30 protein-coding genes and 1 tRNA gene are annotated in these 23,577 nt (G+C 65.3%); 21 read left to right on the forward strand and 10 right to left on the reverse strand.

Translation table 11 applies throughout. The features are described from left to right. Both B7G54_RS09870 and B7G54_RS09875 read left to right on the forward strand, forming a co-directional pair. Positions 1-333: a DMT family transporter gene (locus B7G54_RS09870; protein ID WP_374101787.1), complete on the forward strand. Its 333-nt coding sequence runs from the start codon at positions 1-3 to the stop codon at positions 331-333. 30 nt (positions 334-363) lie between these two features. After that, positions 364-1,518 (forward strand): enoyl-CoA hydratase/isomerase family protein, encoded by a 1,155-nt coding sequence (locus B7G54_RS09875; protein WP_085038937.1) that lies wholly within the window; start codon positions 364-366, stop codon positions 1,516-1,518. Between the two features lie 118 nt (positions 1,519-1,636). On the opposite strand, the gene B7G54_RS09880 is transcribed toward B7G54_RS09875, so the two are convergent. Next, a complete protein-coding gene (locus B7G54_RS09880) occupies positions 1,637-2,065 on the reverse strand; it encodes a hypothetical protein (protein ID WP_006484223.1) in 429 nt (142 codons plus the stop codon). Positions 2,066-2,405: 340 nt separating this feature from the next. On the opposite strand from B7G54_RS09880, the gene ssuD reads away from it, so the two are divergent. From ssuD to B7G54_RS09920, 8 genes are all read left to right on the forward strand, one after another. Next, positions 2,406-3,563 carry an FMNH2-dependent alkanesulfonate monooxygenase gene (gene ssuD, locus B7G54_RS09885; protein WP_085038938.1) on the forward strand — a complete coding sequence of 386 codons (1,158 nt, stop codon included), beginning with the start codon at positions 2,406-2,408 and terminating at the stop codon, positions 3,561-3,563. 17 nt (positions 3,564-3,580) lie between these two features. Beyond that, positions 3,581-4,393: an aliphatic sulfonate ABC transporter permease SsuC gene (gene ssuC, locus B7G54_RS09890; RefSeq protein ID WP_085038939.1), complete on the forward strand. Its 813-nt coding sequence runs from the start codon at positions 3,581-3,583 to the stop codon at positions 4,391-4,393. Beyond that, on the forward strand, positions 4,390-5,349 hold the full coding sequence (locus B7G54_RS09895) for an ATP-binding cassette domain-containing protein (RefSeq protein ID WP_085038940.1): 960 nt from the start codon (positions 4,390-4,392) through the stop codon (positions 5,347-5,349). Before ssuC ends, B7G54_RS09895 begins: the two co-directional genes overlap by 4 nt. A gap of 57 nt (positions 5,350-5,406) precedes the next feature. Continuing rightward, positions 5,407-5,622: a TOBE domain-containing protein gene (locus B7G54_RS09900; protein WP_006476104.1), complete on the forward strand. Its 216-nt coding sequence runs from the start codon at positions 5,407-5,409 to the stop codon at positions 5,620-5,622. A 142-nt stretch (positions 5,623-5,764) separates the two neighbouring features. Continuing rightward, entirely contained in the window at positions 5,765-5,962 is a 198-nt protein-coding gene (locus tag B7G54_RS09905) for a hypothetical protein (protein WP_085039189.1), read from the forward strand. 55 nt (positions 5,963-6,017) lie between these two features. Next, positions 6,018-6,263, forward strand: coding sequence for a hypothetical protein (locus B7G54_RS09910; RefSeq protein WP_011351864.1), 246 nt, complete (start codon positions 6,018-6,020; stop codon positions 6,261-6,263). Positions 6,264-6,393: 130 nt separating this feature from the next. Next, on the forward strand, positions 6,394-7,380 hold the full coding sequence (gene dusA, locus B7G54_RS09915) for a tRNA dihydrouridine(20/20a) synthase DusA (RefSeq protein ID WP_244289325.1): 987 nt from the start codon (positions 6,394-6,396) through the stop codon (positions 7,378-7,380). 57 nt (positions 7,381-7,437) lie between these two features. Further along, positions 7,438-7,513, forward strand: a tRNA-His gene (locus B7G54_RS09920). A gap of 275 nt (positions 7,514-7,788) precedes the next feature. Here the strand turns inward: B7G54_RS09920 and B7G54_RS09925 are convergent. Together B7G54_RS09925 and B7G54_RS09930 are read right to left on the reverse strand one after the other, a co-directional pair. After that, a complete protein-coding gene (locus B7G54_RS09925; RefSeq protein WP_085038942.1) occupies positions 7,789-8,307 on the reverse strand; it encodes a VUT family protein in 519 nt (172 codons plus the stop codon). Between the two features lie 501 nt (positions 8,308-8,808). After that, a complete protein-coding gene (locus B7G54_RS09930; protein ID WP_175130485.1) occupies positions 8,809-9,225 on the reverse strand; it encodes a hypothetical protein in 417 nt (138 codons plus the stop codon). Between the two features lie 170 nt (positions 9,226-9,395). On the opposite strand from B7G54_RS09930, the gene B7G54_RS09935 reads away from it, so the two are divergent. Further along, positions 9,396-9,911 carry a GNAT family N-acetyltransferase gene (locus tag B7G54_RS09935; protein WP_085038943.1) on the forward strand — a complete coding sequence of 172 codons (516 nt, stop codon included), beginning with the start codon at positions 9,396-9,398 and terminating at the stop codon, positions 9,909-9,911. A gap of 75 nt (positions 9,912-9,986) precedes the next feature. Here the strand turns inward: B7G54_RS09935 and B7G54_RS09940 are convergent, their stop codons facing one another. Then, the gene (locus B7G54_RS09940) at positions 9,987-10,451 is read right to left on the reverse strand and encodes a plasmid fertility inhibition factor family protein (RefSeq protein WP_085038944.1); all 465 of its coding nucleotides are present in this window, start codon (positions 10,449-10,451) and stop codon (positions 9,987-9,989) included. Between the two features lie 458 nt (positions 10,452-10,909). On the opposite strand from B7G54_RS09940, the gene B7G54_RS09945 reads away from it, so the two are divergent. Beyond that, positions 10,910-11,176 carry a hypothetical protein gene (locus tag B7G54_RS09945; protein WP_244289313.1) on the forward strand — a complete coding sequence of 89 codons (267 nt, stop codon included), beginning with the start codon at positions 10,910-10,912 and terminating at the stop codon, positions 11,174-11,176. Between the two features lie 211 nt (positions 11,177-11,387). Next, the gene (locus B7G54_RS09950) at positions 11,388-12,281 is read left to right on the forward strand and encodes a hypothetical protein (protein WP_244289314.1); all 894 of its coding nucleotides are present in this window, start codon (positions 11,388-11,390) and stop codon (positions 12,279-12,281) included. Positions 12,282-12,442: 161 nt separating this feature from the next. Here the strand turns inward: B7G54_RS09950 and B7G54_RS09955 are convergent, their stop codons facing one another. Beyond that, the gene (locus tag B7G54_RS09955) at positions 12,443-13,186 is read right to left on the reverse strand and encodes a DUF695 domain-containing protein (protein WP_085038946.1); all 744 of its coding nucleotides are present in this window, start codon (positions 13,184-13,186) and stop codon (positions 12,443-12,445) included. Between the two features lie 86 nt (positions 13,187-13,272). Between B7G54_RS09955 and B7G54_RS09960 the strand changes: the two genes are divergently transcribed. From B7G54_RS09960 to B7G54_RS09980, 5 genes are all read left to right on the forward strand, one after another. Beyond that, positions 13,273-13,656, forward strand: a complete 384-nt coding sequence (locus tag B7G54_RS09960) for a VOC family protein (RefSeq protein WP_085038947.1) — start codon at positions 13,273-13,275, stop codon at positions 13,654-13,656. Between the two features lie 47 nt (positions 13,657-13,703). Next, positions 13,704-14,012 (forward strand): phosphatidylserine/phosphatidylglycerophosphate/cardiolipin synthase, encoded by a 309-nt coding sequence (locus B7G54_RS09965; protein ID WP_085039190.1) that lies wholly within the window; start codon positions 13,704-13,706, stop codon positions 14,010-14,012. Between the two features lie 207 nt (positions 14,013-14,219). Then, the gene (locus B7G54_RS09970; RefSeq protein ID WP_085039191.1) at positions 14,220-14,462 is read left to right on the forward strand and encodes a hypothetical protein; all 243 of its coding nucleotides are present in this window, start codon (positions 14,220-14,222) and stop codon (positions 14,460-14,462) included. Positions 14,463-14,640: 178 nt separating this feature from the next. After that, positions 14,641-15,183, forward strand: coding sequence for an aspartyl-tRNA synthetase (locus B7G54_RS09975; protein ID WP_085038948.1), 543 nt, complete (start codon positions 14,641-14,643; stop codon positions 15,181-15,183). A 161-nt stretch (positions 15,184-15,344) separates the two neighbouring features. Next, positions 15,345-15,818, forward strand: coding sequence for a VOC family protein (locus tag B7G54_RS09980; protein ID WP_085038949.1), 474 nt, complete (start codon positions 15,345-15,347; stop codon positions 15,816-15,818). Positions 15,819-15,874: 56 nt separating this feature from the next. On the opposite strand, the gene B7G54_RS09985 is transcribed toward B7G54_RS09980, so the two are convergent. Further along, positions 15,875-16,846 carry a GGDEF domain-containing protein gene (locus tag B7G54_RS09985; protein ID WP_085038950.1) on the reverse strand — a complete coding sequence of 324 codons (972 nt, stop codon included), beginning with the start codon at positions 16,844-16,846 and terminating at the stop codon, positions 15,875-15,877. Positions 16,847-17,116: 270 nt separating this feature from the next. On the opposite strand from B7G54_RS09985, the gene B7G54_RS39645 reads away from it, so the two are divergent. After that, on the forward strand, positions 17,117-17,344 hold the full coding sequence (locus B7G54_RS39645; RefSeq protein ID WP_085038951.1) for a hypothetical protein: 228 nt from the start codon (positions 17,117-17,119) through the stop codon (positions 17,342-17,344). A gap of 144 nt (positions 17,345-17,488) precedes the next feature. On the opposite strand, the gene B7G54_RS09995 is transcribed toward B7G54_RS39645, so the two are convergent. Together B7G54_RS09995 and B7G54_RS10000 are read right to left on the reverse strand one after the other, a co-directional pair. Beyond that, positions 17,489-18,112, reverse strand: coding sequence for a phospholipase D family nuclease (locus B7G54_RS09995; protein ID WP_085038952.1), 624 nt, complete (start codon positions 18,110-18,112; stop codon positions 17,489-17,491). Between the two features lie 335 nt (positions 18,113-18,447). Next, on the reverse strand, positions 18,448-18,936 hold the full coding sequence (locus tag B7G54_RS10000; protein ID WP_085038953.1) for a winged helix-turn-helix transcriptional regulator: 489 nt from the start codon (positions 18,934-18,936) through the stop codon (positions 18,448-18,450). Between the two features lie 169 nt (positions 18,937-19,105). Here B7G54_RS10000 and B7G54_RS10005 point away from each other — a divergent pair, with 169 nt between their 5' ends. Further along, complete coding sequence (locus B7G54_RS10005; RefSeq protein ID WP_034186970.1) at positions 19,106-19,543, forward strand: PaaI family thioesterase; 438 nt, start codon at positions 19,106-19,108, stop codon at positions 19,541-19,543. A gap of 126 nt (positions 19,544-19,669) precedes the next feature. Then, on the forward strand, positions 19,670-20,722 hold the full coding sequence (locus B7G54_RS10010) for an NADP(H)-dependent aldo-keto reductase (RefSeq protein WP_085038954.1): 1,053 nt from the start codon (positions 19,670-19,672) through the stop codon (positions 20,720-20,722). Positions 20,723-20,807: 85 nt separating this feature from the next. On the opposite strand, the gene B7G54_RS10015 is transcribed toward B7G54_RS10010, so the two are convergent. Both B7G54_RS10015 and B7G54_RS10020 read right to left on the reverse strand, forming a co-directional pair. Then, positions 20,808-22,094, reverse strand: a complete 1,287-nt coding sequence (locus B7G54_RS10015) for an MFS transporter (RefSeq protein ID WP_085038955.1) — start codon at positions 22,092-22,094, stop codon at positions 20,808-20,810. A 35-nt stretch (positions 22,095-22,129) separates the two neighbouring features. Further along, positions 22,130-23,551: a M20 family metallopeptidase gene (locus B7G54_RS10020; RefSeq protein ID WP_085038956.1), complete on the reverse strand. Its 1,422-nt coding sequence runs from the start codon at positions 23,549-23,551 to the stop codon at positions 22,130-22,132. Positions 23,552-23,577: the final 26 nt, after the last annotated feature.

Below are 23,577 nucleotides of genomic sequence, written 5' to 3' on the forward strand. Positions count from 1 at the left end.
CTGCCCGGTTACGCATGGCTCGCGATCGCGATCGTCGCGGAAGTGATCGGCACGTCGGCGCTGCGCGCGGCGGACGGCTTCACGCGCCTCTGGCCGTCGTTGCTCGTCGTCGCGGGCTACGGCATCGCGTTCTATTGCCTGTCGCTCACGTTGCGCACGATGCCCGTCGGCATCATCTATGCAGTCTGGTCGGGCGCCGGCATCGTGCTGATCACGCTCGTCGCAATGCTGCTCTATCGCCAGGTGCCGGACCTGCCGGCCGTGATCGGCCTCGGCCTGATCGTCGCCGGCGTCGTGGTATTGAACCTGTTTTCGAAGATGCAGGCGCACTGAGCGTGCGACTGCCATTTGCCGGATGACCTCATGACCGATTCCACTTCCGCTGCCGTTTCCGCCGAATCCGCCCAGCCAGACGTACGCGCGACTGTCGCGAACCGCATCGGCTTTCTCGAACTGAACCGGCCGAAGGCGCTGAACGCGCTGTCGGTCGGCATGATTCGGCTGATGCAGCAGGCGCTCGATGCGTGGCGCGACGATCCCGAGATCGTCGCGGTCGTCGTGCACAGCCCGCACCCGCGCGCATTCTGTGCGGGCGGCGACGTGCGCTTCTTTCACGATGCGTGGCAGCGCGGCGACCGCGATGCGGTCGACACGTTCTTCATCGAGGAATACACGCTGAACCACACGATCTTCACGTATCCGAAGCCTTACATCGCGCTGATGCACGGCGTCGTGATGGGCGGCGGCATGGGGATTTCGCAGGCGGCGCGGCATACGGGCGGCCTGCGCGTCGTGACCGACTCGACGAAGATGGCAATGCCGGAAACGCGTATCGGCCTGTTCCCCGACGTCGGGATGAGCTGGTTTCTCGCGCGCTCGCCCGGCGCGATCGGCCGCTATCTCGCCGTGACCGGCGCGACACTCGACGCGGCCGGCGCGCTGTACGCGCAGCTCGCCGACGTCTATCTGCCCGATGCCGTGCTGCCCGCACTGCTCGATACGCTGCGCAGCGCGCGCATCGGCAGCGGCGAGCAGGCCGTCGCATGCGTGTCCGAGGCGGCCGCCGCGCACAAGGTCGTGCCGACACCCGACACGTCGGCGCTGGCTGACGCGCGTGCCGGGATCGACCGGCATTTCGCGCAGCCGGACATCGGCGCGATCCTCGCGTCGCTCGACGCCGAGCAGGATTGCGCGGCCGTCGACGGGTGGGTCGAGAAGGCGACCCATGCGATGCGCGAACAGTTGTCGCCGCTGTCGATGGCCGTGTCGCTGGAAGTCGTCGAACGTGCACGCGGCGCGACGATGGCCGATTGCCTGCGGCGCGATCTCGATCTCACGCGCTCGACGTTTGCGCGCGGCGACGTGATCGAAGGCGTGCGCGCGCTGATCGTCGACAAGGACCACCAGCCGGTCTGGCGCTTCAAGTCGGCCGCCGATATCGATCGCGCGGACGTGCTCGCGATGTTCGATAGCCCGTGGACGCCGGACACGCATCCGCTGCGGAATCTGCAGGACTGACGTCGGTCGCGCTGACCGAAGCGAACTGGAAACGACAAGGCCGCCTGCACATGCAGGCGGCCTTTTTCATGGATGTCGACCGGACAGCGGCCGAAGGGTGTAGCGCTTGCGCCCCGCGTTACTCGTCGCCTGCGTCGTCCGACATGAATGCACGCATGAACACGAGTGCGCCAAAGCCCCATACCGCGTTCGCCGCGAAGCCGGCCGCGAGCACGGGCATCATGTTGCCCGACGGCCAGATGCCGCGCAGCGGATCGATCGCGAACACGCGGGCGGCCGTCAGCACGATGCCGCCGAACACCAGCGCGCCGATCCACGATGCCTCGCGTTCCGGCGAGACGCGCAGCAGCCACGCCATCGGGATCGCGCAGCACGCACTGATCAGCGCATTTGCGACAAATTCAGGAATGCCGAGCGGCGCGAACGGCTGCGTGGAGAAGCCGGTTGCGGCGATCAAGTCGGCAGTATGAAGGAGGGCGAGCGTGGCTTCGCGGAAGAACAGGGCGGCCAGGAAGCCGGACAGGAATGGCAGGATGACTTTCTGCATCGATGAGTGCACCGCAGGCGCGCACGGCCGGGGCCGTCCGCGCGGAGTTATTCGGATAGGTGCGTCATTATAGGGCCCGTCCGCCGCGATATTCGCTCCAGCGTCGTGCTAATCACGAAAGCGGAAAACCTAAGCTCAAAAAAATCGTTCCAAAGCCCTGCACCGATCCCTAGACTGATTTCCCAGAAACAGCCGTGCAATCGCGTCCTCGCCCGCTGCACGGCCTGACCGGCGAGCCATCCCGATTCGAACGCACACCATGCATGCGCCGCTCATTCGCGACGCGAGCAGGGCAGTGTTTTTTCAAATTCCGGCAAGGACAGTCAAGCAGGAGCAGCAGATGAATGTGTTCTGGTTTATCCCCACGCACGGCGACAGCCGCTATCTCGGCACGGCCGAAGGTGCGCGCGCCGCGGATTACGATTACTTCAAGCAGGTCGCGGTTGCGGCCGACACGCTCGGCTACGAGGGCGTGCTGCTGCCGACCGGCCGTTCCTGCGAGGATGCGTGGGTCGTTGCGTCGAGCCTCATCCCGGCGACGCAGCGCCTGAAATTCCTGGTTGCGATCCGCCCCGGCATCGCGTCGCCGGGGCTGTCGGCGCGGATGGCTGCGACATTCGACCGCCTGTCGGGCGGCCGACTGCTGATCAACGTCGTGACGGGCGGCGATGCCGCAGAGCTCGAAGGTGACGGCCTGTTCGCGGATCACGATACGCGCTACGCAATCACCGACGACTTCCTGAACATCTGGCGCGGGCTGCTGTCCGCGTCGCACGACAACGGCGGGTTCGACTACATCGGCAAGCACCTGCAGTCGAAGGGCGGCAAGGCGCTGTATCCGCCCGTGCAGCGTCCGCATCCGCCGCTGTGGTTCGGCGGCTCGTCGCCGGCCGCGCATGAGATCGCGGCCGATCACATCGACACCTACCTGACCTGGGGCGAGCCGCCCGAGGCCGTCGCGAAGAAGATCGCCGATATTCGTGCCCGCGCGGAGGCCCGCGGCCGCAAGATCAAATTCGGCATTCGTCTGCACGTGATCGTGCGCGAGACCGAGGACGAAGCATGGCGTGACGCCGAGCGCCTGATTAGCCGCCTCGACGACGAAACCATCGCACGTGCGCAGAAGGCCTTCGCGAACATGGATTCGGAAGGCCAGCGCCGGATGGCCGCGCTGCACGGCGGCAAGCGCGGCGGCCGCGAGGCGCTCGAGGTGTATCCGAACCTGTGGGCCGGCGTCGGCCTCGTGCGCGGCGGCGCAGGCACCGCGCTCGTCGGCAATCCGGAGCAGGTCGCGGAGCGTATGCGCGAATACGCGGATCTCGGCATCGAGACTTTCATCCTGTCCGGCTATCCGCACCTGGAAGAGTCGTACCGTTTCGCGGAACTCGTGTTCCCGCTGATCAAGGGCAACGGCGCGGCGAAGGCAACGGGCCCGCTCTCCGGCCCGTTCGGCGAGATCGTCGGCAACAGCTATCTGCCGAAAGCGGCCCAGAGCTGAGTGACAGGAGGCCTGCGATGACAACGAAAACGTCGACGACGGGGGCGGTTTTGGCCGCCCGCGCATGGCGCGGCGTCGCACCGTGGCTCGTGCCGCTCGCGCTGCTGGCGGCATGGGAAGTCGGCGCGCGCATCGGCTGGCTGTCGACCCGCGTGCTGCCCGAGCCCGTGGCGGTCGTGCGAGCGGCCTGGTCGCTCGTGACGTCGGGTGAAATGTGGGCGAACGTGAAGGTCAGCACATGGCGCGCGCTGTTCGGGTTCGCGATCGGCGGCGGCGTCGGCCTCGCGCTGGGGCTCGCGACCGGCTTGTCGAAGGCGGCCGAGGTCGCGCTCGATTCGACGATCCAGATGATCCGCAACATCCCGGCGCTCGCGATGATTCCGCTCGTGATCCTGTGGTTCGGCATCGACGAGAAGGCGAAGCTGTTCCTCGTTGCGCTCGGGGTGTTCTTTCCGGTTTACATCAACACGTACCACGGGATCCGCTCGGTCGACGCGAACCTGATCGAGATGGCGAAGAGCTACGGCGTGCGCGGCTTCGCGCTGTACCGCGACGTGATCCTGCCCGGTGCGTTGCCGTCGATTCTCGTCGGCGTGCGCTTCGCGCTCGGGCTGATGTGGGTGATGCTGATCGTCGCGGAAACGATCTCCGCGCAGTCGGGCATCGGCTACATGACGATGAACGCACGTGAATTCCTGCAAACCGACGTGGTGGTGGTCGGCATCCTGCTGTACGCGGTGCTCGGCAAGCTGGCCGACGTGCTGGCGAAATGGCTCGAGCGCGTGACGCTGCGCTGGCACCCCGCTTATCAATCAGGAGCAAAGGCATGAATGCGACGACTTCGGCGGCCGCCTACGGCCCGCTCGCCGGCGCAGACCTCGAGGCCGAACTGGCGCAGGCACGCGTCGCGGACAGCGACGCACGGGATGCGGCGGTTCTCGAACGTGACGGCAGCGCATCCGTCGTTCCGCTCGCGCGGCGGCGGGCAGGGAGCCCGGCACCCGACGATGCGGTGACGCTGTCGGGCGTCAGCAAGCGCTTCGGCGCACGCACGGTGCTCGACAACGTCGAGCTCGGCATCGCGCGCGGCAGTTTCGTCGCGATCGTCGGCCGCAGCGGCTGCGGGAAATCGACGCTGCTGCGTCTCGTCGCAGGACTCGAGCAGCCGAGCAGCGGTGCGCTCGAGACGCGCGCCGAGGGCCGCGGCGTGCTCGATACGCGAATCATGTACCAGGATGCGCGGCTGCTGCCGTGGAAGACCGTGCTGCAGAACGTGATGCTGGGCCTCGGGCGCGGCGCGCGCGACCAGGCACGCGCGGTACTCGATGAAGTCGGCCTGCTGGAGCGTGCGAATGACTGGCCCGCGCAACTGTCGGGCGGCCAGCGGCAGCGCGTCGCATTGGCCCGCGCGCTCGTGCACCGGCCGCAACTGCTGTTGCTCGACGAGCCGCTCGGCGCGCTGGACGCGCTGACCCGCATCGAGATGCATGCGCTGATCGAGCGCTTGTGGCGCGAACATCGGTTCACGGCGCTGCTCGTCACGCACGACGTGCAGGAGGCCGTCGCGCTCGGCGACCGCATCCTGCTCATCGAGCAGGGGCGTGTGGCGCTGGATCAGCCGGTGCCGCTCGACCGGCCGCGCGCCCGCGCATCGGCCGCATTTGCGGCGCTGGAGGATCGCGTGCTGAAACGCGTGCTCGCCGGCGGGTCCGGCGCGGCCGGCCAGGACGCGACGCACGAGGCAGACAACGTTCGACCGGTCGGGCAGATCCGCTGGGCCGTTTAAATCCGGGCGGCAACGGCCGCCCGTTCTGAGATCTTTTTCTTCGGAGCGATCAACCTGATGAGCATCACTGCAATCAACGTACGTAACCAGTTCAAGGGCAAGGTCAAGGAGATCATTCGCGGCTCCGTGGTCTCCGAGGTCGACGTCGAGACGCCGTTCGGCATCGTCACGTCCGTGATCACGACCCGTTCGGTCGACGAACTCGAACTGAAGGTCGGCGCGGAAGTCGTCGCGCTCGTGAAATCGACCGAAGTATCGATCGCGCGCCTCTGAGCCCGCGCGTCCTGCGCCGGTGCGGCGCCGCGGGCAACCTGCCCGTTGGCGCCGCCCGGCATTGGCGCAGCGCGTTTGCCTTGGTATTCGACGTCCGGACGAAGTGCTAGGATGGAGCGACACCGATGCCGGAGGCCAACGCATGACCCCCATCCTTTCTCCCGAAGCCATCGAGGCGCTGAAGTGGATCGACCAGTTCGGTGAAAGCCGGCCGGTTCCCGCCGCGTTCGACGACGTCGTCTACGCGTTGCTGAACGAGGGGCTGATCTACCAGGCGGCGGGCGACCGGGTCGACCTGACGGCCGATGGCAAATCCTTTTTATCCGACGAATACGATTGAGCACACGGCACCGGCCGCCCCGGATGGCCGGTGCTGCGTCGCCACGGAGCGTGCGATGGAACCGAGAGGCAGCGACCTCGGCGATTTCAGCGAGCCGTACCGCGGCTTCGAGATCGAGGTGAAGACCGAGCAGGTCTGGGACGGCGAGCATGCGCACTACCGCGTGCTGCAGGGCGATGCCGTGCGGATCGACTGGCGGCTCGTCAAGGTCGACGGGATCCTGTTGACCGAACGGCGCGTGATCGAGCGCGTGCTCGACGAGGCGCGGCGGGCGGTCGATGCGGAGCTGGGCGAGGGGTAGCCTGCGTGCCGGGCAGGTACGGCCCGTCTTGCGGTAAAATGCCGGGTTGTTTCCGCGCCGCCTGGCCTGTTGCCCGAAATCCATGTCCGTACCGTCTTCGCTTCCTCCCCGCCGCGTATCCGTCGCGCCCATGCTCGACTGGACCGACCGCCATTGCCGGTCGTTCCACCGTACGCTGACGCGCGATACGTGGCTGTATACGGAGATGATCACGACGGGCGCGCTGTTGTTCGGCGATGCCCAGCGGCATCTCGCGTTCACGCCGAATGAATCGCCGGTCGCGCTGCAACTGGGCGGCAGCGAGCGCGACGATCTCGCGCGCGCCGCGAAACTCGGCGAGCAGTGGGGTTACGACGAAATCAACCTGAATTGCGGATGCCCGTCCGAGCGCGTGCAGCGCGGCGCGTTCGGCGCGTGCCTGATGAACGAGCCGCAACTCGTCGCCGACTGCGTGAAGGCGATGAGCGATGCGGTGTCGGTGCCGGTCACGGTCAAGCACCGGATCGGTGTCGACGCGGTAGACGACTACGCGTTCGTGCGCGACTTCGTTGGCACGGTGGCCGAGGCTGGCTGCAAAACGTTCGTCGTGCATGCGCGCAATGCGATCCTGAAGGGGTTGTCGCCGAAGGAGAATCGCGAGATTCCGCCGCTCAAGTACGACTATGCGTATCAATTGAAGCGCGATTTTCCGTCGCTCGAGATCGTCATCAACGGCGGCATCACGACGCTCGACGAGGTTGCGCAGCATCTCGAGCATGTCGACGGCGTGATGCTCGGCCGCGAGGCGTATCACAATCCGTACGTGCTCGCGGAGGTCGATGCGCGCTTCTACGGGGTGACTGCAGCGGTGCCGACGCGCGAAGAGGCCGAGGCGAAGCTGATCGAGTACTGCGCGGCCGAACTGAAGCGCGGAACCTACCTCGGCGCGATCGTGCGGCACGCGCTCGGACTGTATCGCGGCATGCCCGGCGCACGCGGCTGGCGTCGTGTGCTGTCCGACAACAAGAAGCTTGCACGTGCTGATCTGGCCGTGTTCGACGAGGCGCGCGCGCATCTGAACGAGGCCGAAGAAGCTTTTGAAAAAAAAGCTTTGCAAGATTCAAAAGTGTTCGTATAATCTTGTTCTTCGCTGCTGAAACACAAAAGCAGCGAAGAACAAGAAGCAGTAACAGTGGTGGCTGTAGCTCAGTTGGTAGAGTCCAGGATTGTGATTCCTGTCGTCGTGGGTTCGAGTCCCATCAGCCACCCCAAAGAATTCCAAGCGGTACAAGTAGTTAAAAACGGCACTGTCCCAAAAGACAGTGCCGTTTTTGTTTTGTCATTCCAAAATTGGGAATGACATACCTCTTCGCTTTACGATCTTCGTTCGATCCTGGTGCCTTCCGCGCATTCGACCCGCAACACGACGCTCCAGTCTCTGTTCCGCAAAGAAAGACTTGGTCGAAGCGAGAAAATCCCGGGCGAACCGAAACGAAGCAACGACGTCCTCGGCAACGAACAACGTCCCTATACGCCCAACCCGTCCTCACCGATCGACCACGTTGCTCGCGATCCCCGCCTGGACTGTTCGAGCGTTTCGAAAAACCACCCACGACCACAGAGCGCCGCCAGCCACCTTGGCGATGAACTGCAACGCAGCGATCGTCGGAAACACAGTCCCGAACGCAATCAGCGGAAAGATGATGGAGTCGACAGCCGCACCCGCGACGTTCGCACCGTTTGCGCGCGCCAGTATCGGAAAGCGGCGTGCGAGTTGAAACACGATTGCACTTGCTACGGCTGCCGAACCGAACGCCACCAGAGACGCGAGGGCGATCTCCTTGGCAGCGGGGTTGAGCGCGTAACTGACGACGCCGGCGGCCGCGATCAACGCAAACATCCGTGACCAAAGCGCGCGGCCGCGCCAGTCCAGGTGGAGCCGGTCCCGAATCGCGAGATCCAGTCCGATCAGAAGGAACGCGATGATCGGAGTAGCAGCCGGGCCGAAATGAGCGACCATCAGGTTCGCGACAGCGACTGCTGCGATATAGATCAAGACGTACATGATTCCCCTGCAGTAAAGAGTGCGCGCTGCGTCAATCCGGAGCCGAAGTTTGCCATACATGGCCGATTAAACGGTCGGGTACCCCGCTACTCGCACGCCCGGGCGAACTGCGAACGATTGGCGGAAAGCCAGGGTTGGGAGCGACAGGATATCGTCACTGTGCAGCCGGTTTCCATCAAAGCATCTTCGACGCGGGATTGTATGGCCGTATCCGGTCGACGTGATGTTGCGAAGTTACCTTTCCGGGCTCAGGTTCGCGCTCCCGGTGCCGTTATCTTCCCTGAACAGCCCTCGTGCCTCGAATGCTGATCCGTTTTCTTGCCTGCTCGCGTCCCGCGTGAGCAGGCTTTTTTCGTTTATGGCCGTCCTTTACCGCCTGAGTGGCGGAATGAGACAGGGATTTGGCATGAACCGACAACGTGCAACAGTCTTACATTGGAGTAATGTATCGACTTCCTCGTGCCCTCATGCTTTGCAGGGCCGTTCGATCCCGATAACCAATTACGGTATCGGGATTTTTTTTGCCGGCATCCCGTTGCACTGGCAACGAGTTGAAGCGGTGCCCGACGGGCAGGTGCTGACGCGATCGCGTCCGGCGTGAAGGATGCGAGCGCCTGCGAACGTCACGAGCCAGGGTCCGGCGACGGCGCATGCAAGGTACGCGACGATAACGTGTGCGGGGCGACGCCGTGAAAATAGACCGTCGCCGAGCACCGCGAACAGAATGGGCGGCCCGAACAGATACGCGAACAGGTCGACGATGGCGTGTATCGTTGCCGCGCAAACATCGATGCTGCTACCGCAGGAACCGGCCGGCGGCACGCACAACCGGTCGAACGCGACACGCAGGCGGCGGTCGATCGCGGCCCACGCGATCACGCTGATGATGCCCGCGATCGCAAATCCGATCGTTCCCAAAAGACGCCGGCTCGTTTGATTTCCCCAAGGTTCATTTTTCCGTCTTCCCGGGGCAGGCCGACACAGTATCGTTCGAGCGCGGCGACGTTGAGCTTTGCATGCCGCCACGCGCGGTATATTTCGCGACGAGACATCCCGATCACGAGAACAGGCGGAAGGAGTGACCACCGATGACGGAAACCCGGGCTACGCTGCGTGCCGCGACAGCGCAAGACGCAAACCACATCGCTCGCCTGCACACGCTGAGCTGGCAAACGGCATACAACCACATCCTGCCGGCGGCTTACCTGTCCGACGAGGTGCCGGCGGAACACGCGATCCGGTGGCGGCAATATCTCGATCGCAATGAAACAGAGTGGGGCCTGGTTCTGATCGCCGAGGTGGACGGTGTGCCCGTGGGCTTCGTCAGTGCCGAGCGCCCCGTCGATCCGGCGCTCGGCGTGTTGCTCGACTGCCTGCACGTCCATCCTTCGCATCACGGAATCGGCACGGGCAAGCGCATGATCGAAGCCGTTCGCGCTTGGGCGCGAACGCTCGGCGCGGACAAGGTCCACCTGAAGGTGCTGGATGGCAACGAACGCGCGATCGGCTTCTATGAGCACAACGGCTGGCAACGGGCGGGTATCGAAACGAGCCGCATCGGCCACACGGAGGTCACCGACCGGATCTACGCGATACAGGCGTAGCGGCTTGGCGACATTCGAGCGAACGGTCGCATGATGTGCGGCCATCGCCGGGCGAAAATCGAACGTATTCGACCATTACTCGCCGCAGTACCGCACGAGCAGATCGGCTTCCGTCTCGTGCACCTCGACGGGCAGGGTCGTTGCGCCTGCATGGGCCAGGTAGCGCGCGCGATGCTGGCCGTTGCGGAACGACGCCACGCCGACTTTCGACAGGCCGGGGATGCCGAGCAGCGTTCGCGTTCTCGTCTCGCGAAACGTGATGTACGGCATGTCCGGAATCCTGTCCTGCTCAGGATCGAGGAATTCGCGAATGCCCGCGGCTTTTCCAGGGGCCCAGTACAGAACAGGCGGCAGCACGTAGTCCGTCGTGTCTCGGTCGGCGCATGCCAGCAGTTTCTTCAGGTCGATCGTCACGACCCGGTGTCGTGTATCGTCGGGCGAGAATATCCGCTTGAGGTGCGTATATGCATAGGGGGCGTGCCCGGGAAGCTGGACAATCCAGACTTCTACACCATTCTGTTGTGCGTGGGCGAGTGCCATTGTTTCCTCTGGTGTTGCAAACGGTCGTCTTGGCCGGAGTTTAGCAGTGCGATTACAACAGCGAAGCAGGGCAGTAACCGGAACACGAAAACGGAGCGACTCGCAGCAGAACCTGAACCGCGAGCGAAAGCGCAGAGAGAAACGGTGGGGCAATCGAATGCGGTCATGTGTCGGCGATCGATATCGACAGGCCACGAGAATATCGCGATACTGCCAGCGGGAATGACGCACCGCGCGAATTTCATCGAAGATTCACACAGTGTCGCGAAACCCGGCGCGCGGTCATCATAAGAACAGAGAGGGCAGATTGACCGGAGAAAGCCATGTCGTCGAAACTTGAGATCGAGTATCTCGATTACTGTTTCACCGCGACCCTCGAAATCAGGGCGTCCGGTCGGACAGGCGTTGTCGATTGGCATCTCGAATCCGATTCGCGAAACAAGACGCTTGCATGGATCGTGTTCGACCGCTTTCTCGAGCGGAACGATTTCGTCGATGAAGAGGATGCGCGTGCCAATATTGTCGACTGGCTGGAGCGGCTGGCCGATCCGAGATCCGGTGCGTCGGTCGAAATAGCGAAGTCGAGCGCGGTTGCGGCGGGGGCGGTGGCGACGGCGACGGGCGCATCGACCGCATCGACTGCCGAAATCGTCGGCGAAACCGTCATTGACATCGCCAGCGATCTCGACTGGATCGAGATGGTCGCGGATTGGCTTTTCAGCTGACCGGCTTGATGGCGAAGCCGGGTTGTCACGACGCAAGTTCTTGTGTTCGCGAAACGCGGTTTCGAAAAAGTCGGCACATAAAAATGAAGCCCGAATCGGGTTGCTCAGGAAAAATAGAATAAACCTGCTTTGACAATATCCGCGACTTACCGGAAACTGGGCCCGGGCCTGAAAATATCCGATTGAATTAAAACAAAATAAAATTCCAGACATGAAAAGAAGAACGCTGCTGACGGCGGGCGCGATCATTGTCGCTACCGGTGTGGCCGGCTGCACTGCAATGCTGTTCGAAGGCAGCAGATACGAAGAGACAGTCGACCGATTTCTCGTCAGCGAGGACGGCAAGAAATTCGTCGTGCTCGGCAAGAAATATCACTACATCTTCGCTATGCCCGAGCATCTCGGCGCCGTGCTGGCATCGCCATGCCGCAAATCGATCAACGCGTCGCTTTATGGGTTCGTCGCACAGGGCAGCAAGATTTCGGGCAAGTTTTCGCTCCAGCTCCGTCGCGCGGACATGACCGACGAGGACTGGGATCGCGCGCGGGAGGATGGTTTCATGAAGCACGGAAGCAGCCCTCTGGAAATGGAGGGCGCGCCGGCCTTCGCGCGATCTGGCCGATGGCTTTGCGCAGGGCAAGACGTGGTCGTCGTTTGCGCATTCGTACAAGATTCAGGTCGCCGACCGCATCACGACGGCGGGCAAGGCCGTGCGCGTGTTCGCGACGCCCATCACGCTTGCGACCGACGGCGGGATGATGATCGGGGCAGTGGTGCTGTCGCCCGTCATCGTGGTGATGCTCGCGCCGGTCGCGGGCGTTGCGCTCGGGCCATGACGCGATCCGCGCGGCACGCGAGCGTGCCGGTTGCCGCGGCATTGTCACCAAAGGGTGAGTTGCCGCACAGATCGTTGTGCGGCCCGCGCTCACAATTTGGCCGGTTGACCGTTCTTCCCCGGCCCGGTCAACTGTTTCCCCGCTCGCTCGCGCAGGAGCGGGGGCTTTTTGCCCGTCCGACGCCGGAAGGCTGCGTCGGCGGAACCGGACAGGCGTTCGGCGGGCGGCGCAATCGCACCGGTTGCGCGCCCCGGCATCCGTTCGCCTGATCCGCGCGAATCGCTTTCCTCGTGCCTGAGCGAACCCTCAGGCCCATTGCCGGCTTCGGCCGGTGATGCCTTGGTCCCGGCGGTGCGCAACAATGCCGCCGGGATATTTTTTGCGCCGGATGCGTTGCATCACGTCGTGCGCAGCGGGCGGGTCAACCCGCTCAGCCAGCCTGTTCGACGCTGGTTTCCCAACCGTCGTATTCCCCGCCGAGCGAACGTACTTCACGATTGATCGCGATCGTATGGCGCGTGATGTCGGCCAGCGCCATGGTGCCTTCATGCGAAAACCGTACGGCCGACTTGCCGTCTTCGGTGGGCGCAACCGACTCGACCGGATAGCCTTTCGCTTCGGCCCAGTCCGCGAATTGATGCGCGTCGCTCGGGTCGGGGAAGTACGCCCAGTGCATCACGCGCCGGCTGACGTCGCTGGCGTCGCCTTTCTTCCGCAATTCATCCAGCACGCGCATGTCGCGCATGATCTGCCAGTCGTCGTCGGCCGGGTAGAGTGTCTGCCAGTACGCTTCCTTGTCCGGATCGTCCTGGTGCGCGTACTGCAGTGCGTAAGTCGTCTGATCGGCCAGCGCGTCGACGATCTCCGCCGCTGCCTCTTCGTCGAACGGCACGTAGAAAAGGAAATCCCGATGGCCGTCGACGGTGATGCGGCCGACCTGCACGCCACCTTTCGCGGTGATCGTGGCGTCCAGCAGATCCTCGATCTGCGCGAGACCGGCGAATTCGTCGCCGGTCGGCAGGCCTTCCTGCGTCGGATGCGCAAAGGGGACGCGCACGCTCAGCAGCGACGTGCGCGGATCGCCTTCGGCGATTTCCGCAAAGCTGTGGTTGAAGCTGATGAAAGCCTGATGGTCGCCCATTCTGGCAGGGAAGGTTCCCCAGGCGTCGGTCATGTGTTTCTCCCGTGCACGATTGTCTGTTGACGGTTGTAAAGCGTCCCAATGTATCATCGAAAATCGCGTTGGCCGGAGAAGCGCACATGATCGCGAGCCTGGGCATCCTGGTGCCGGTCGAAGAGGATCGCTTTCGAGCGGTGGTTGATTTCTACCGTTCGGCGCTCGCGCTGCCCGTGCATTCCGAAGGCGTGTCGGCTGCGGGGAATCCGTGGCATCGCTTTGTCGCGGACGGGGCGACGCTGACCGTTTATGCGGGCAGCGGCGGTGAGTTTCCGTATCCGGAGTTTCGTCCGACCGGCCATGGCATTGCGCTGGCCATCGAAGTGGCGCATGTGTCGGAAGCTGTCGCGCGACTTGAATCGTGCCATGCCAGCATCCTGAACCAGTGGGACTACGGCGACGGCACGGTCGCGATTTCCGTGGCGGACCCGGCGGGAAACGTCTGCGAGATCTGGGGCCGCCCGTGACCGTGCATCGGCACGGCGGGCCGCAAAAAAATTCGAAGGAGATGCCGATGTCGATGTTTGCGGTGAATGGTGTGCGAATCGATCCGCTCAGCGCGCGCGTGACGCATGTGCGCTGGGCGGCTGTGAATCCGGCCGACCGGTCATGGGCGGCGACGCCGAGCGAGGCGCCGGTGGCGGACGTGGCGCGCGCGCTCGCGTCCGGCAACGATGTCCGCGCAATCTTCTCGGCATCGGACGCTACCGCGATCGGGCCCAGGCTGAAACGCGTGCTGTATCGCGATGCGTCGGAAGGTATCGAGCTCGACATCGATGCCACGAGCGAGTCGCGCACGTTGCGCGATCTGCCGCAAATCTGACCGGCGCGGCACGCGTCGGCGATGGCGGGTGCCGCCGCATGGATGGCGGCACCTGGCCGAACGGCCGCTCGCACGACGCTGATCGCGAGGCGTAGTATTGGATGACCGTTACATACTGCATTGCCGGTTGCGCTGAACGGGTTGACGGGCCACGCGATCTTCAGCGAGCCGTTACCGGAGGCGAATATCGCATACGCGTACGAGATCATGTCCAGATCGCTCATCGCCCCGTTCGCATCCGCACTATGTCTGGCGCTGTCGGCTTGCCAGGCCGCGTCCGAGCCGCCTCTGCTGCCGTCGCCCGACACCGCGTCGGCAGCCGTGGCCGTTCCGGTATCGTCGCCGGCCGCGCCGATCCGCGGCATCGGCCTGGCGCCACATCTGGCCGGGCAGAGTCACTGGGCCACCGGTCAATGCACGACCAACGGCACCGTAATGGTGTGCAACTGAAAATGACCGATGCCGATAGAGGGCTACCCATTCCCCGCGGACGAAAGCGTGTGGTCGCGCGTGGATGCGCACCTTCCTCGATCGCGACCCATTCCCGTCGACAAGCCGCTCGTCCCGGCGCGTCGATAGGGTGTCCGACCACGATGCCCCAGGTCCCGTCGATGTGAACGATCGGGCGATGAACGACGAACGTGAAACCACCGATTCCGGCTGGCGCGCCGATCCCGTTGCGGGAACGATCGCCGGCCAGTTGCCGGTGACGCTGGCGGTCGACAGCCGGAGCCTGAAACGAAGGGCGATCGTGTGCGCGGTGCTGGCCGCGGCGATGCTGTGCGGTTATGCGGCCGCTCCGGCGCTCTGGCCGGTGGCGGCGCTGGCCGCGTTGCTGGCGCTGGCGGGTGGCGCCTTCTTCGTCTCGTCGCGGCGCAGGATGGCGTTGCAAGTCGACGAGACAGGCTTCAGGTTGATCGGGGCCGTACGTGAACAACCCGTCACGCCGTGGCGTGACGTCACCGAATTCCGGATGATCAGCGTCGCCGGTAATCGTTACATCGGCTACCAGTTCTCGGCGCATTCGTCGCGCACCAGGGTGCCGGGTGGCGTGATGCTGCCGATCGCCCGGTTTGCCGATCTTCCGCTCGACGAGGTGGCCGGTTTGCTGGAGGCATGCCGCCGGCAGTTCGGCGTGCCGGACAACGAAGCCGACCGAACGGGCCGATGATGCCCGATGCGGGGAACCTGCGCGCCCCGATACTCGAGAAAACAAAAAAAGTCTGGCAGCGTGTCGATTTCCGCCGGGATCGTCCGTCGTAGCATCGGAGGCGTGCGCATCGCGCGTCCGTCCCGATTCCGATACGACAACCGACCGAAGGAGCGTCACCCATGTCCACGTCCGTCAAACCGATCCCGGAAGGGATGCGCACGCTGACGCCGCACCTGATCTGCGCCGGCGCAGCAGCAGCCATCGACTTCTACAAGCGCGCGTTCAATGCGAGCGAACAGTTTCGCCTGGCGATGCCCGACGGCCGGCTCGCGCACGCGTGCCTCGTGATTGGCGATTCGACACTGATGCTGGTGGATGAAATGCCCGATCATGGCGCGCTCGGGCCGAAGGCACTGAAAGGCACGCCGGTCTGCCTGCACCTGTACGTGCCGGACACCGACGCAGCGATCGCGAAGGCGGTCGCGGCCGGCGCGACGGTCACGATTCCGGCTGCCGACATGTTCTGGGGGGATCGCTACGGACAGGTCGAGGATCCGTTCGGGCACCGCTGGTCGCTCGCGACGCACCAGCGCGACCTGACGCCCGAGCAGATCGCGGAGGCCATGGCGTCCGCGCCGCCGTGCGGAAGCTGACGCAGCCACTCAATCACCGCAGCTGAACGGCCGGGCGGCGGCATGCGCCCGCGCGCTTATGCGCCGGCCGTCTTGCCGCGCTGCTTGTCTTCGTACATCCGTTGATCGGCCGATGCGAGCAGGTCGGCCACGTCCTGATGGTGTGCGGGATCGTAGTCGACGTGCCCGACGCTGAACCGGATTTCGTAGCCGCGTGCGTCGGCCGCGTTGCGCAGCGCGAGCGCCTGCGTCACGCGTTTGACCGGCTCGGCGACGTCGGCCGGATCGGTGGCGCTCAGCAGTACGACGAATTCGTCGCCGCCAAGCCGTGCGATCACGTCGCTGTCGCGCAGCGTGCCCGTCAGCGTATCGGCAAATGCCTTGAGCGCGCGGTCACCTTCGGCATGGCCGAAGCGGTCGTTGATCGACTTGAATTCGTTCAGGTCGAAGAACAGCAGTACCGCGTGACGGCTGACGCGATCGCACAGGCTCAGCACGTGGCGGGCCAGGATCTCGAAGCCGCGCCGGTTCGTCAGCTGGGTGAGCTCGTCGGTGGTCGCGAAATGCAGCGCGGCAATCTCGCGCTCGGTCATGTGGGCGAGATCGCCGAGCAGCGCGAGTTCGTCGGGTTCGAGCGAGCGCGGCCGCGTGTCGATCAGGCACAGGGTGCCGATGGGTGCGCCGTTTGGCGCGGCGAGCGGCCGGCCGGCGTAGAAGCGGATGCCGGGCGCGCCGGTGACGAGCGGGTTGTCGTGGAAGCGGTTGTCGTTCAATGCGTCCTGAATCACCATCGTATCGCCCGCGAGCAGTGCGTGAGCGCAGAACGATACGTCGCGAGACGTCTGCGTGGCGTCGAGGCCCGCATGACTCTTGAACCACTGGCGATCGTCGTCGACGAGGCTGACGAGTGCGATCGGTACGTCGAACAGCCTGCGTGCAAGGCGCGTCAGGCGATCGAAACGCTCTTCAGGCGGCGTGTCGAGGATCGAGAGCGCATGAAGCGTATCGAGCCGGGCCGCCTCGTCGGCAGGTTTCGGTGCGATTTGCATGGGCGTTGTCTCTTGTCCCGGCTGCGACGCCGGTCACGGGATCGTATGTCGGACAGTATCGCGCATTGTTCGACGCATCGCCAAGCCGCCAGTCCGGCGACGGCCGGTTTAGGCCCGGCCCGGATCGATGCAGATGCAGATGCAGTGAGAAGCAGGCGCCGTGAGCCTGCGTTTCGTCCCGATACGCAATCGGAGACGCGATGCCTCAAGGTGCCCGGCACAGTGCCGTAAACAGGACGAGTCCAATCGTTTATCGCCTCCCATCACACCATGGTTCGATTTCTGTACGCGGGCTATCTCGCGTTTGCGCTGTATCTTCTTTATCCGATGGTTCAGAACACGCTGGCATTCGGCATGGCATGCGTGAGCACCGTGCTGCCGGGCGGCGCCAGCGGCTTGTCGACGTCTTCGGCAAGCGGCGTGGGCGCGCGCGCGAATCGCTGTGTGCCGACGGCACAGGCTCGTGCCGCGTCCGGACGGATGCCCGAAATCCATTGAGCCCGGCAGAGTGTCGCGTGGATCGTTCGACAGGCGAGGCGGCGCGCTGGCCATTCGGCCGAATTGAACGTCGCGCCCCGCTCGCCGATCATCTGCAACACGGTGGATCGAACACGGGAGGCGAGCGTCAGGCGTCAGTGTGCGTCAGTAGCTGGAGCGGTACGGCGTGCCCTGGTCGAAGCGGCTTTGCCAGTGCGTGAGATAGCGCGACGCGAGTTGCGGGTTGTTCCACACCACGACCACATTCTCCGAATTGCGGCTGGCCGCCGACGCGCTGTAGTTGAACGAGCCCGTTTCGATGTGCTCGGCGTCGATCACGAGGTACTTGTCGTGATGGATCGCATAGGCGTCGATCGTGCGCGTCGGGATACCGGCGTTGACGAGCAGGTTCAACGCCTGCTTGCTGCTCTTTGCGCGATTGCCCTTGTCGTCGACGACTACCGCGACGTTCACGCCGCGTCGCTTGGCGGCGAGCAGGGCGCGCGTGACGGGCGGCGACGTGAACGAATAGGCGGCGACGCGGATCGAGCTGCGCGCGGCGCCGATCGCTTTGAGCACGAGCGCCTCGGCACCGCCGTCGGGCGAAAACGCCGATTCGACGACCTGTGTCGCGGGCGCTTCGTGGGTGGGGGCCGGCAGCCATCGCGACACGAAGTCGATCGCCTGCTGGAGCAGCGATTCACTTTGCGTCTTGCCGAAGGCGGCGAACGGTGTGGCGAGCAGGGAGGCGGCGAGACAGGCAGCGGCGAGGCGATTGCGCGACAACATCTTGGACAGCGAACAATTTCGAGACAGCGGGCCGTGAGTGTAACGCAGACGTGGCAGCCCGGTCACGTGCGGATACGACGGGATGCCGCATCGAGATGACCGGCGATAGGGGAAGCGGTGACGCAAGGTTGCGTCGAGCGGGATCCGTGTGCGCGATCGGGTTGATTGGCGGATGAGGGGATTGCGGCGCGCGAATGCTTATGCGGTGGGCGCGATAGCGGCGTGCAAGCCATGCGCGAGCGCAGCCGAGCTGGCTCGATGCGCGGCCCGCGACAGCAGCGCGAACGCAACGAACGATCCGTGTGATGGGTCCGCGTTCATGTGTGCGCGATGCGTCAATCCTCGGCCGCAGGCGCTCCGGCTGCCTCGGCGGCGATCCATCCGGGGCCGCGCTCCGGCTGCACGTCGCGTGCGTCGAGCGGCTCGCCGCACGCCGAGCATACGGTGACCGCATGCATCAGATGGCCGCAGGTACGGTGACGCAACTGTACCGGCGGCCCCTGGCCGTCGTCTTTCCAGCGGTCTCCCCATGCCGTCAGTGCGAGCAGGGTCGGGTAGAGGTCCAGGCCTTTGTCCGTCAACCGGTATTCGAAACGCGGCGGGCGCTCCTGATACGCACGCTTGGCCAACACGCCTTCGTCGACGAGCCGCGCGAGCCGCTCGGCCAGCACGTGGCGCGTGAGGCCAAGCTGGGTCTGGAACGCGTCGAAACGGCGGCAGCCGAGGAACGCGTTGCGCAGGATCAGCATGGTCCAGCGATCGCCGAGCACGGCGAGCGTGCGCGCGACCGAACAGTTCAGCGTGCCGATGTCATCCCATTTCATCGTCGAGTCTCTTGCGGCGGTTCAGCGAAATTGTGGGTTCGATTATAGAACCCACCTTCGGTTGCAACGCGCCGGGCTGCGTTGACAACGGCCGCCATCGTTGTCAATAATGAGTTCCAATTTGGAACTTACTCGCGCGGCGACGCGCTTTCAACCCGGAGACAACCCGATGAACCCGCTTTCCCTGTCTGGTCTCGATCTGCTGCGCGCAGCGGTATCGGGCGACGCGCCGCTCGCGTCGATTTCCGAGACGATCCCGATGCGTCCGCTCGATGTCGAGCTCGGGTACGTGAAGTTTTCGGCGCGGGCGGACGGCCGGCACCTGAATCCGCTCGGCGGCGTGCACGGCGGGTTCGCCGCGACGGTGCTCGATTCGGTCACGGGGTGCGCGGTGCATTCGATGCTTGATGCGGGCGTCGGCTATGGCACGGTCGACCTGCATGTGAAGATGCTGCGGCCCGTGCCGCGCGACGTCGACCTGGTTGCGGAAGGGCGCGTGATTCACCTGTCGCGTTCACTGGGCGTTGCCGAGGGCACGCTGAAGACGCCGGACGACAAGATCGTCGCGCATGCGTCGGCGACCTGTTTCATCCAGCGGCCGCAGTAACGGCGGGCGGCAACACCATCGCCGTGCCGGCGCCGAAGGCCGCCTGTAAGCATACGCGGCGCCCGTCTGAAGCGGTCGCTTCAATGTGATAGCGTTTCTGCTTTCCACTGACGCGACAGGAACAGCATGGAATACCGCACACTCGGCGATTCGGGCATCGAGGTCAGCCTGATCGGCCTCGGCACGATGACGTGGGGCGAGCAGAATTCGGAGCGCGATGCGCACGAGCAGATCGACTACGCGATCGGCCAGGGCGTGACGCTGATCGATGCCGCGGAGATGTATCCGGTGCCGCCGAAGCCCGACACGCAGGGGCGCACCGAGCAGTACATCGGCACCTGGCTCGCGCAGCATCGCGCGCAGCGTGAGCGTATCGTGCTCGCGACGAAGATCGCGGGGCCGGCGCGGCAGCCGCACAATCCGCGCCATATTCGCGGTGAAGGCAACCAGTTCGACCGCAAGAACCTGACCGAAGCGCTCGACGGCAGCCTCAAGCGCCTGCAGACCGACTACGTCGATCTCTACCAGTTGCACTGGCCCGACCGCAGCACGACGACATTCGGCCGTCCCGCCTATCCGTGGGTCGACGACACCTATACGGTGCCGATCGAGGAAACCCTCGGCGTGCTCGCTGAATTCGTGAAGGCCGGCAAGGTGCGGGCGATCGGCGTGTCGAACGAAACGCCGTGGGGCGTCGCGCAGTTCCTGCGCGCAGCCGAGAAGCTCGGGCTGCCGCGCATCGCGAGTATCCAGAATCCGTACAGCCTGCTGAACCGCACGTTCGAGAACGGGCTGTCGGAATTCACGCATCGTGACGGCGTCGGCCTGCTCGCATATTCGCCGCTCGCATTTGGCTGGCTGTCCGGCAAGTACGAGAACGGCGCGCGTCCGGCCGGCGCACGCATTACGTTGTTCGAGCGCTTCCAGCGTTACAGCAAGCCGCAGGCCGTCGAGGCGACGTCGCGCTATGTCGCGCTCGCACGGCGTCACGGGCTGTCGCCCGCGCAGCTCGCGCTGGCGTTCGTCAACAGCCGGCCGTTCGTGCGCAGCAACCTGGTCGGTGCGACGTCGCTCGAGCAGTTGAAGGAGAACATCGGCAGCATCGACGTGAAGCTGTCCGACGAGATCCTCGCCGAGATCGACGCGCTGCACGAACTGCAGCCGAACCCGGCGCCCTGACCTGAACAAGCGGCGCACGGCCCGTGCGGCAGCGATGCCGAGACGGACCGCACCGGCGGCGCATCGCTGCGCCGTCGTTTCTCCGTTATCGCATCTTGAGCCGTGTGCGCGCGACGAACAGCGCGGCGAGGCTCAGCAGCGCGCAGCCCATCAGATAGAGCGCCGGCGACAGTCGGTTGCCGGTCGCGCTGATCAGCCAGGTGATGACGAACGGCGCGAAGCCGCCGAACAGCGTGACCCCCGTGTTGTAGCTGACCGCGAGCCCCGTTGCGCGCGTCTGCGACGGGAACAGCTCGGCCATCAGCGCCGGCAGTGCGCCGCAGTACATCGCCTTCAGCGCACCGATCCAGACCAGTGCGGCAAGCATCGTCGCGAACGATGCGTGGCGCGTGAGCCACGCGAACGTCGGGTACACGGTGACGAGCATCAGGACAGCCGCGACCGCCATCATGCGGATCCGCCCGGTGCGATCGGACAGGTGGCCGACGACCGGCGTGACGAGCGTCAGTACGAAGCCCGTCGCGAGCGTGGCCGCGAAGCCCGTCGACGCAGGCAGCCCGAGCTGCTTGATCGCGTAAGTCGGCATGTACAGGATCATGTAGTTGATCGCGGTCGAAATCACGAGCGCGCCGATCGACAGCAGCACCCGCAACTTCTGATCCGCGAACAGTTCGCGCACGGGCGCTTCCGAGCGTGCCTGCGTCTTGAACTCGACGCCTTCGTCGACGTAACGGCGGATGTACAGCCCGACCGGGCCGATCGCGAGCCCGAACAGGAACGGCACGCGCCAGCCCCAGCTTTCGAGTTGCGCGGTCGTCAGCGTGGATGTCAGCAGCGCGCCGAAGCCCGATGCGAGCAGCGTCGCGAGGCCCTGGCTCGCGAACTGCCAGCTCGACATGAAGCCGCGCCGCTGCGGTGCGTGTTCGACGAGGAACGCGGTCGAGCTCGCGAATTCGCCGCCGGCGGAAAAGCCCTGCATCAGCCGCGACAGCATGATCCCGAGCGGCGCGAGAATGCCGATCGATGCGTAGGTCGGCATCAGCGCGATCAGCAGCGTACCGGCCATCATCATCGCGATCGACAGCAGCAGCGATGCCTTGCGGCCCGCGCGATCTGCGTATGCGCCGAGCACGAAGCCGCCGATCGGCCGGATCAGGTAGGACAGCCCGAACGTGCCGAGCGTGAGCATCAGCGACGTCGCTTCGCTCGTGGCGGGGAAGAACAGCTTGGCGATCGTCACCGCGAAGAAGCCGTAGACGATCAGGTCGAACCATTCGAGTGCGTTGCCGATCGACGCCGCGAAGATGATGCGCCGGATCTTCGCGGCGCTGGGGCGGGCGGCTTCCTGCGAGGTCAGGGTGGTCGTATTCATCGTGTGTGCAGGTCCCGTGAAAGGGGCGAAGCGCGTTACAGGGCGGCGCCGGCCGCGGCGGGTGCCGCGCGGCGAACGGTCGGTGCGTCGTCGCCGAGATCCCAGAAGAGGCCGGCCATCATCTGCAGCCCCTCGCTGACGACGCTCGCGAGCAGGTGCTCGTCGGGTGCGTGCTGCGAGCACGCCGGGTACGAGTGCGGCACCCACAGCGTCGGCAGCCCGAGCGTGTCGGCGAATACTTCGTTCGGCAGCGTGCCGCCGAGATTCGGCAGGATCGCGGGCTTCTTGCCGGTGGTCCGGGCCAGCGACGCGACGGCCCAGCGGACCCACGGATCGTCCGGCGGCACGCGCGTCGCCGGTGCGCCGCGCTCGACGTCGATCTCGATGTCGGCAAAGCCGTGCGCATCGAGGTGCGTGCGCAGATGCGCATGCAGCGCTTCCCAGTCGGTGCCGACGACGAAGCGCAACTGGCAGTGCGCATACGCGGCGGGTGGGATCGCATTGACGGGATGCTCGGGATTGCCGGCCTTGAACGCGAGGATCTCGAACGTGTTCCAGCCGAATACGCGCTCGGCCGCGGTGAGGCCGGGCTCGCCCCAGTCGGCGTCGAGCGCCGGATCGCCGGGGCCGCCGCCGACAGAGAGATCGGCGAGCGCATCGCGCACGGCGGCCGGGATCGGCGGCGGACGCAGCCCTGCGACGCGAATCGCGCCGCGCGCGTCGACGAGGCTCGCGAGCGCATGCGCGAGCACGATCGCCGGATTGCGCAGCAGCCCGCCCCAGTTGCCGGAGTGATGCGCGCCGTCGCGGGCGCGCAGGCTCAGCTTGAAATTGACCGAGCCGCGCGAGCCGAGGAATACCGTGGGGCGTGCGGCGGCGATGCGCGGGCCGTCGGACGCGATCAGCACGTCGGCCGCGAGTGCGTCGCGCTCCTGGCGGCACAGTGCGTCGAGGCCCGGTGACCCCGTTTCCTCACCCATTTCGATCAGCAGCTTCGCGTTGAAGCCGAGCCGGCCGCCGCGCGCGTCGAGCACGCTGGCGAGCGCGGCCAGGTTGATCGTGTGCTGGCCCTTGTTGTCGGCGCTGCCGCGGCCGTACCAGCGGTCGCCGTCGGCGGTCAGGGTCCACGGCGACAGCGGCGCGCGCCACTGTGCGTCGTAGCCGCGCACGACGTCGCCGTGGCCGTAGATCAGCACGGTCGGCAGCGCATCGTCTTCGTGGCGCGATGCGAGCAGGAACGGGCCGCCGCCGTCGACAGGATTGTCGACGATCCGCGACGTGAAGCCGAGGCGCGCAGCCTCGGGCGCGATCTCGTCGGTCAGGTAGGCGCGCAGCGCGGCACCGCTGCCGCTTTCCTGGCTTTCGGTGCGCAGGCCGACGCGGCGGCTCAGGGTCGTGAAGAACGCACCGGATTCGAACTGGTTCAGCGCGTGCTGGATGGCGGCGGTACGGCTCAAGTCGTGTCTCCTGTGTCGGGTTCGCT

Origin of the sequence: Burkholderia puraquae (assembly GCF_002099195.1) — a bacterium.
Taxonomy (GTDB): Bacteria; Pseudomonadota; Gammaproteobacteria; order Burkholderiales; family Burkholderiaceae; genus Burkholderia; species Burkholderia puraquae.

What these genes read in the sequence shown, in the direction of transcription:
- B7G54_RS09875 (WP_085038937.1), top strand. Translation starts at nt 364, where the DNA reads ATGACCGATTCCACTTCCGCTGCCGTTTCCGCCGAATCCGCCCAGCCA.
- B7G54_RS09880 (WP_006484223.1), bottom strand. Translation starts at nt 2,065, where the DNA reads ATGCAGAAAGTCATCCTGCCATTCCTGTCCGGCTTCCTGGCCGCCCTG.
- ssuD (WP_085038938.1), top strand. Translation starts at nt 2,406, where the DNA reads ATGAATGTGTTCTGGTTTATCCCCACGCACGGCGACAGCCGCTATCTC.
- ssuC (WP_085038939.1), top strand. Translation starts at nt 3,581, where the DNA reads ATGACAACGAAAACGTCGACGACGGGGGCGGTTTTGGCCGCCCGCGCA.
- B7G54_RS09895 (WP_085038940.1), top strand. Translation starts at nt 4,390, where the DNA reads ATGAATGCGACGACTTCGGCGGCCGCCTACGGCCCGCTCGCCGGCGCA.
- B7G54_RS09900 (WP_006476104.1), top strand. Translation starts at nt 5,407, where the DNA reads ATGAGCATCACTGCAATCAACGTACGTAACCAGTTCAAGGGCAAGGTC.
- B7G54_RS09905 (WP_085039189.1), top strand. Translation starts at nt 5,765, where the DNA reads ATGACCCCCATCCTTTCTCCCGAAGCCATCGAGGCGCTGAAGTGGATC.
- B7G54_RS09910 (WP_011351864.1), top strand. Translation starts at nt 6,018, where the DNA reads ATGGAACCGAGAGGCAGCGACCTCGGCGATTTCAGCGAGCCGTACCGC.
- dusA (WP_244289325.1), top strand. Translation starts at nt 6,394, where the DNA reads ATGCTCGACTGGACCGACCGCCATTGCCGGTCGTTCCACCGTACGCTG.
- B7G54_RS09925 (WP_085038942.1), bottom strand. Translation starts at nt 8,307, where the DNA reads ATGTACGTCTTGATCTATATCGCAGCAGTCGCTGTCGCGAACCTGATG.
- B7G54_RS09935 (WP_085038943.1), top strand. Translation starts at nt 9,396, where the DNA reads ATGACGGAAACCCGGGCTACGCTGCGTGCCGCGACAGCGCAAGACGCA.
- B7G54_RS09940 (WP_085038944.1), bottom strand. Translation starts at nt 10,451, where the DNA reads ATGGCACTCGCCCACGCACAACAGAATGGTGTAGAAGTCTGGATTGTC.
- B7G54_RS09950 (WP_244289314.1), top strand. Translation starts at nt 11,388, where the DNA reads ATGAAAAGAAGAACGCTGCTGACGGCGGGCGCGATCATTGTCGCTACC.
- B7G54_RS09955 (WP_085038946.1), bottom strand. Translation starts at nt 13,186, where the DNA reads ATGACCGACGCCTGGGGAACCTTCCCTGCCAGAATGGGCGACCATCAG.
- B7G54_RS09960 (WP_085038947.1), top strand. Translation starts at nt 13,273, where the DNA reads ATGATCGCGAGCCTGGGCATCCTGGTGCCGGTCGAAGAGGATCGCTTT.
- B7G54_RS09965 (WP_085039190.1), top strand. Translation starts at nt 13,704, where the DNA reads ATGTCGATGTTTGCGGTGAATGGTGTGCGAATCGATCCGCTCAGCGCG.
- B7G54_RS09970 (WP_085039191.1), top strand. Translation starts at nt 14,220, where the DNA reads ATGTCCAGATCGCTCATCGCCCCGTTCGCATCCGCACTATGTCTGGCG.
- B7G54_RS09975 (WP_085038948.1), top strand. Translation starts at nt 14,641, where the DNA reads ATGAACGACGAACGTGAAACCACCGATTCCGGCTGGCGCGCCGATCCC.
- B7G54_RS09980 (WP_085038949.1), top strand. Translation starts at nt 15,345, where the DNA reads ATGTCCACGTCCGTCAAACCGATCCCGGAAGGGATGCGCACGCTGACG.
- B7G54_RS09985 (WP_085038950.1), bottom strand. Translation starts at nt 16,846, where the DNA reads ATGCAAATCGCACCGAAACCTGCCGACGAGGCGGCCCGGCTCGATACG.
- B7G54_RS39645 (WP_085038951.1), top strand. Translation starts at nt 17,117, where the DNA reads ATGGTTCGATTTCTGTACGCGGGCTATCTCGCGTTTGCGCTGTATCTT.
- B7G54_RS09995 (WP_085038952.1), bottom strand. Translation starts at nt 18,112, where the DNA reads ATGTTGTCGCGCAATCGCCTCGCCGCTGCCTGTCTCGCCGCCTCCCTG.
- B7G54_RS10000 (WP_085038953.1), bottom strand. Translation starts at nt 18,936, where the DNA reads ATGAAATGGGATGACATCGGCACGCTGAACTGTTCGGTCGCGCGCACG.
- B7G54_RS10005 (WP_034186970.1), top strand. Translation starts at nt 19,106, where the DNA reads ATGAACCCGCTTTCCCTGTCTGGTCTCGATCTGCTGCGCGCAGCGGTA.
- B7G54_RS10010 (WP_085038954.1), top strand. Translation starts at nt 19,670, where the DNA reads ATGGAATACCGCACACTCGGCGATTCGGGCATCGAGGTCAGCCTGATC.
- B7G54_RS10015 (WP_085038955.1), bottom strand. Translation starts at nt 22,094, where the DNA reads ATGAATACGACCACCCTGACCTCGCAGGAAGCCGCCCGCCCCAGCGCC.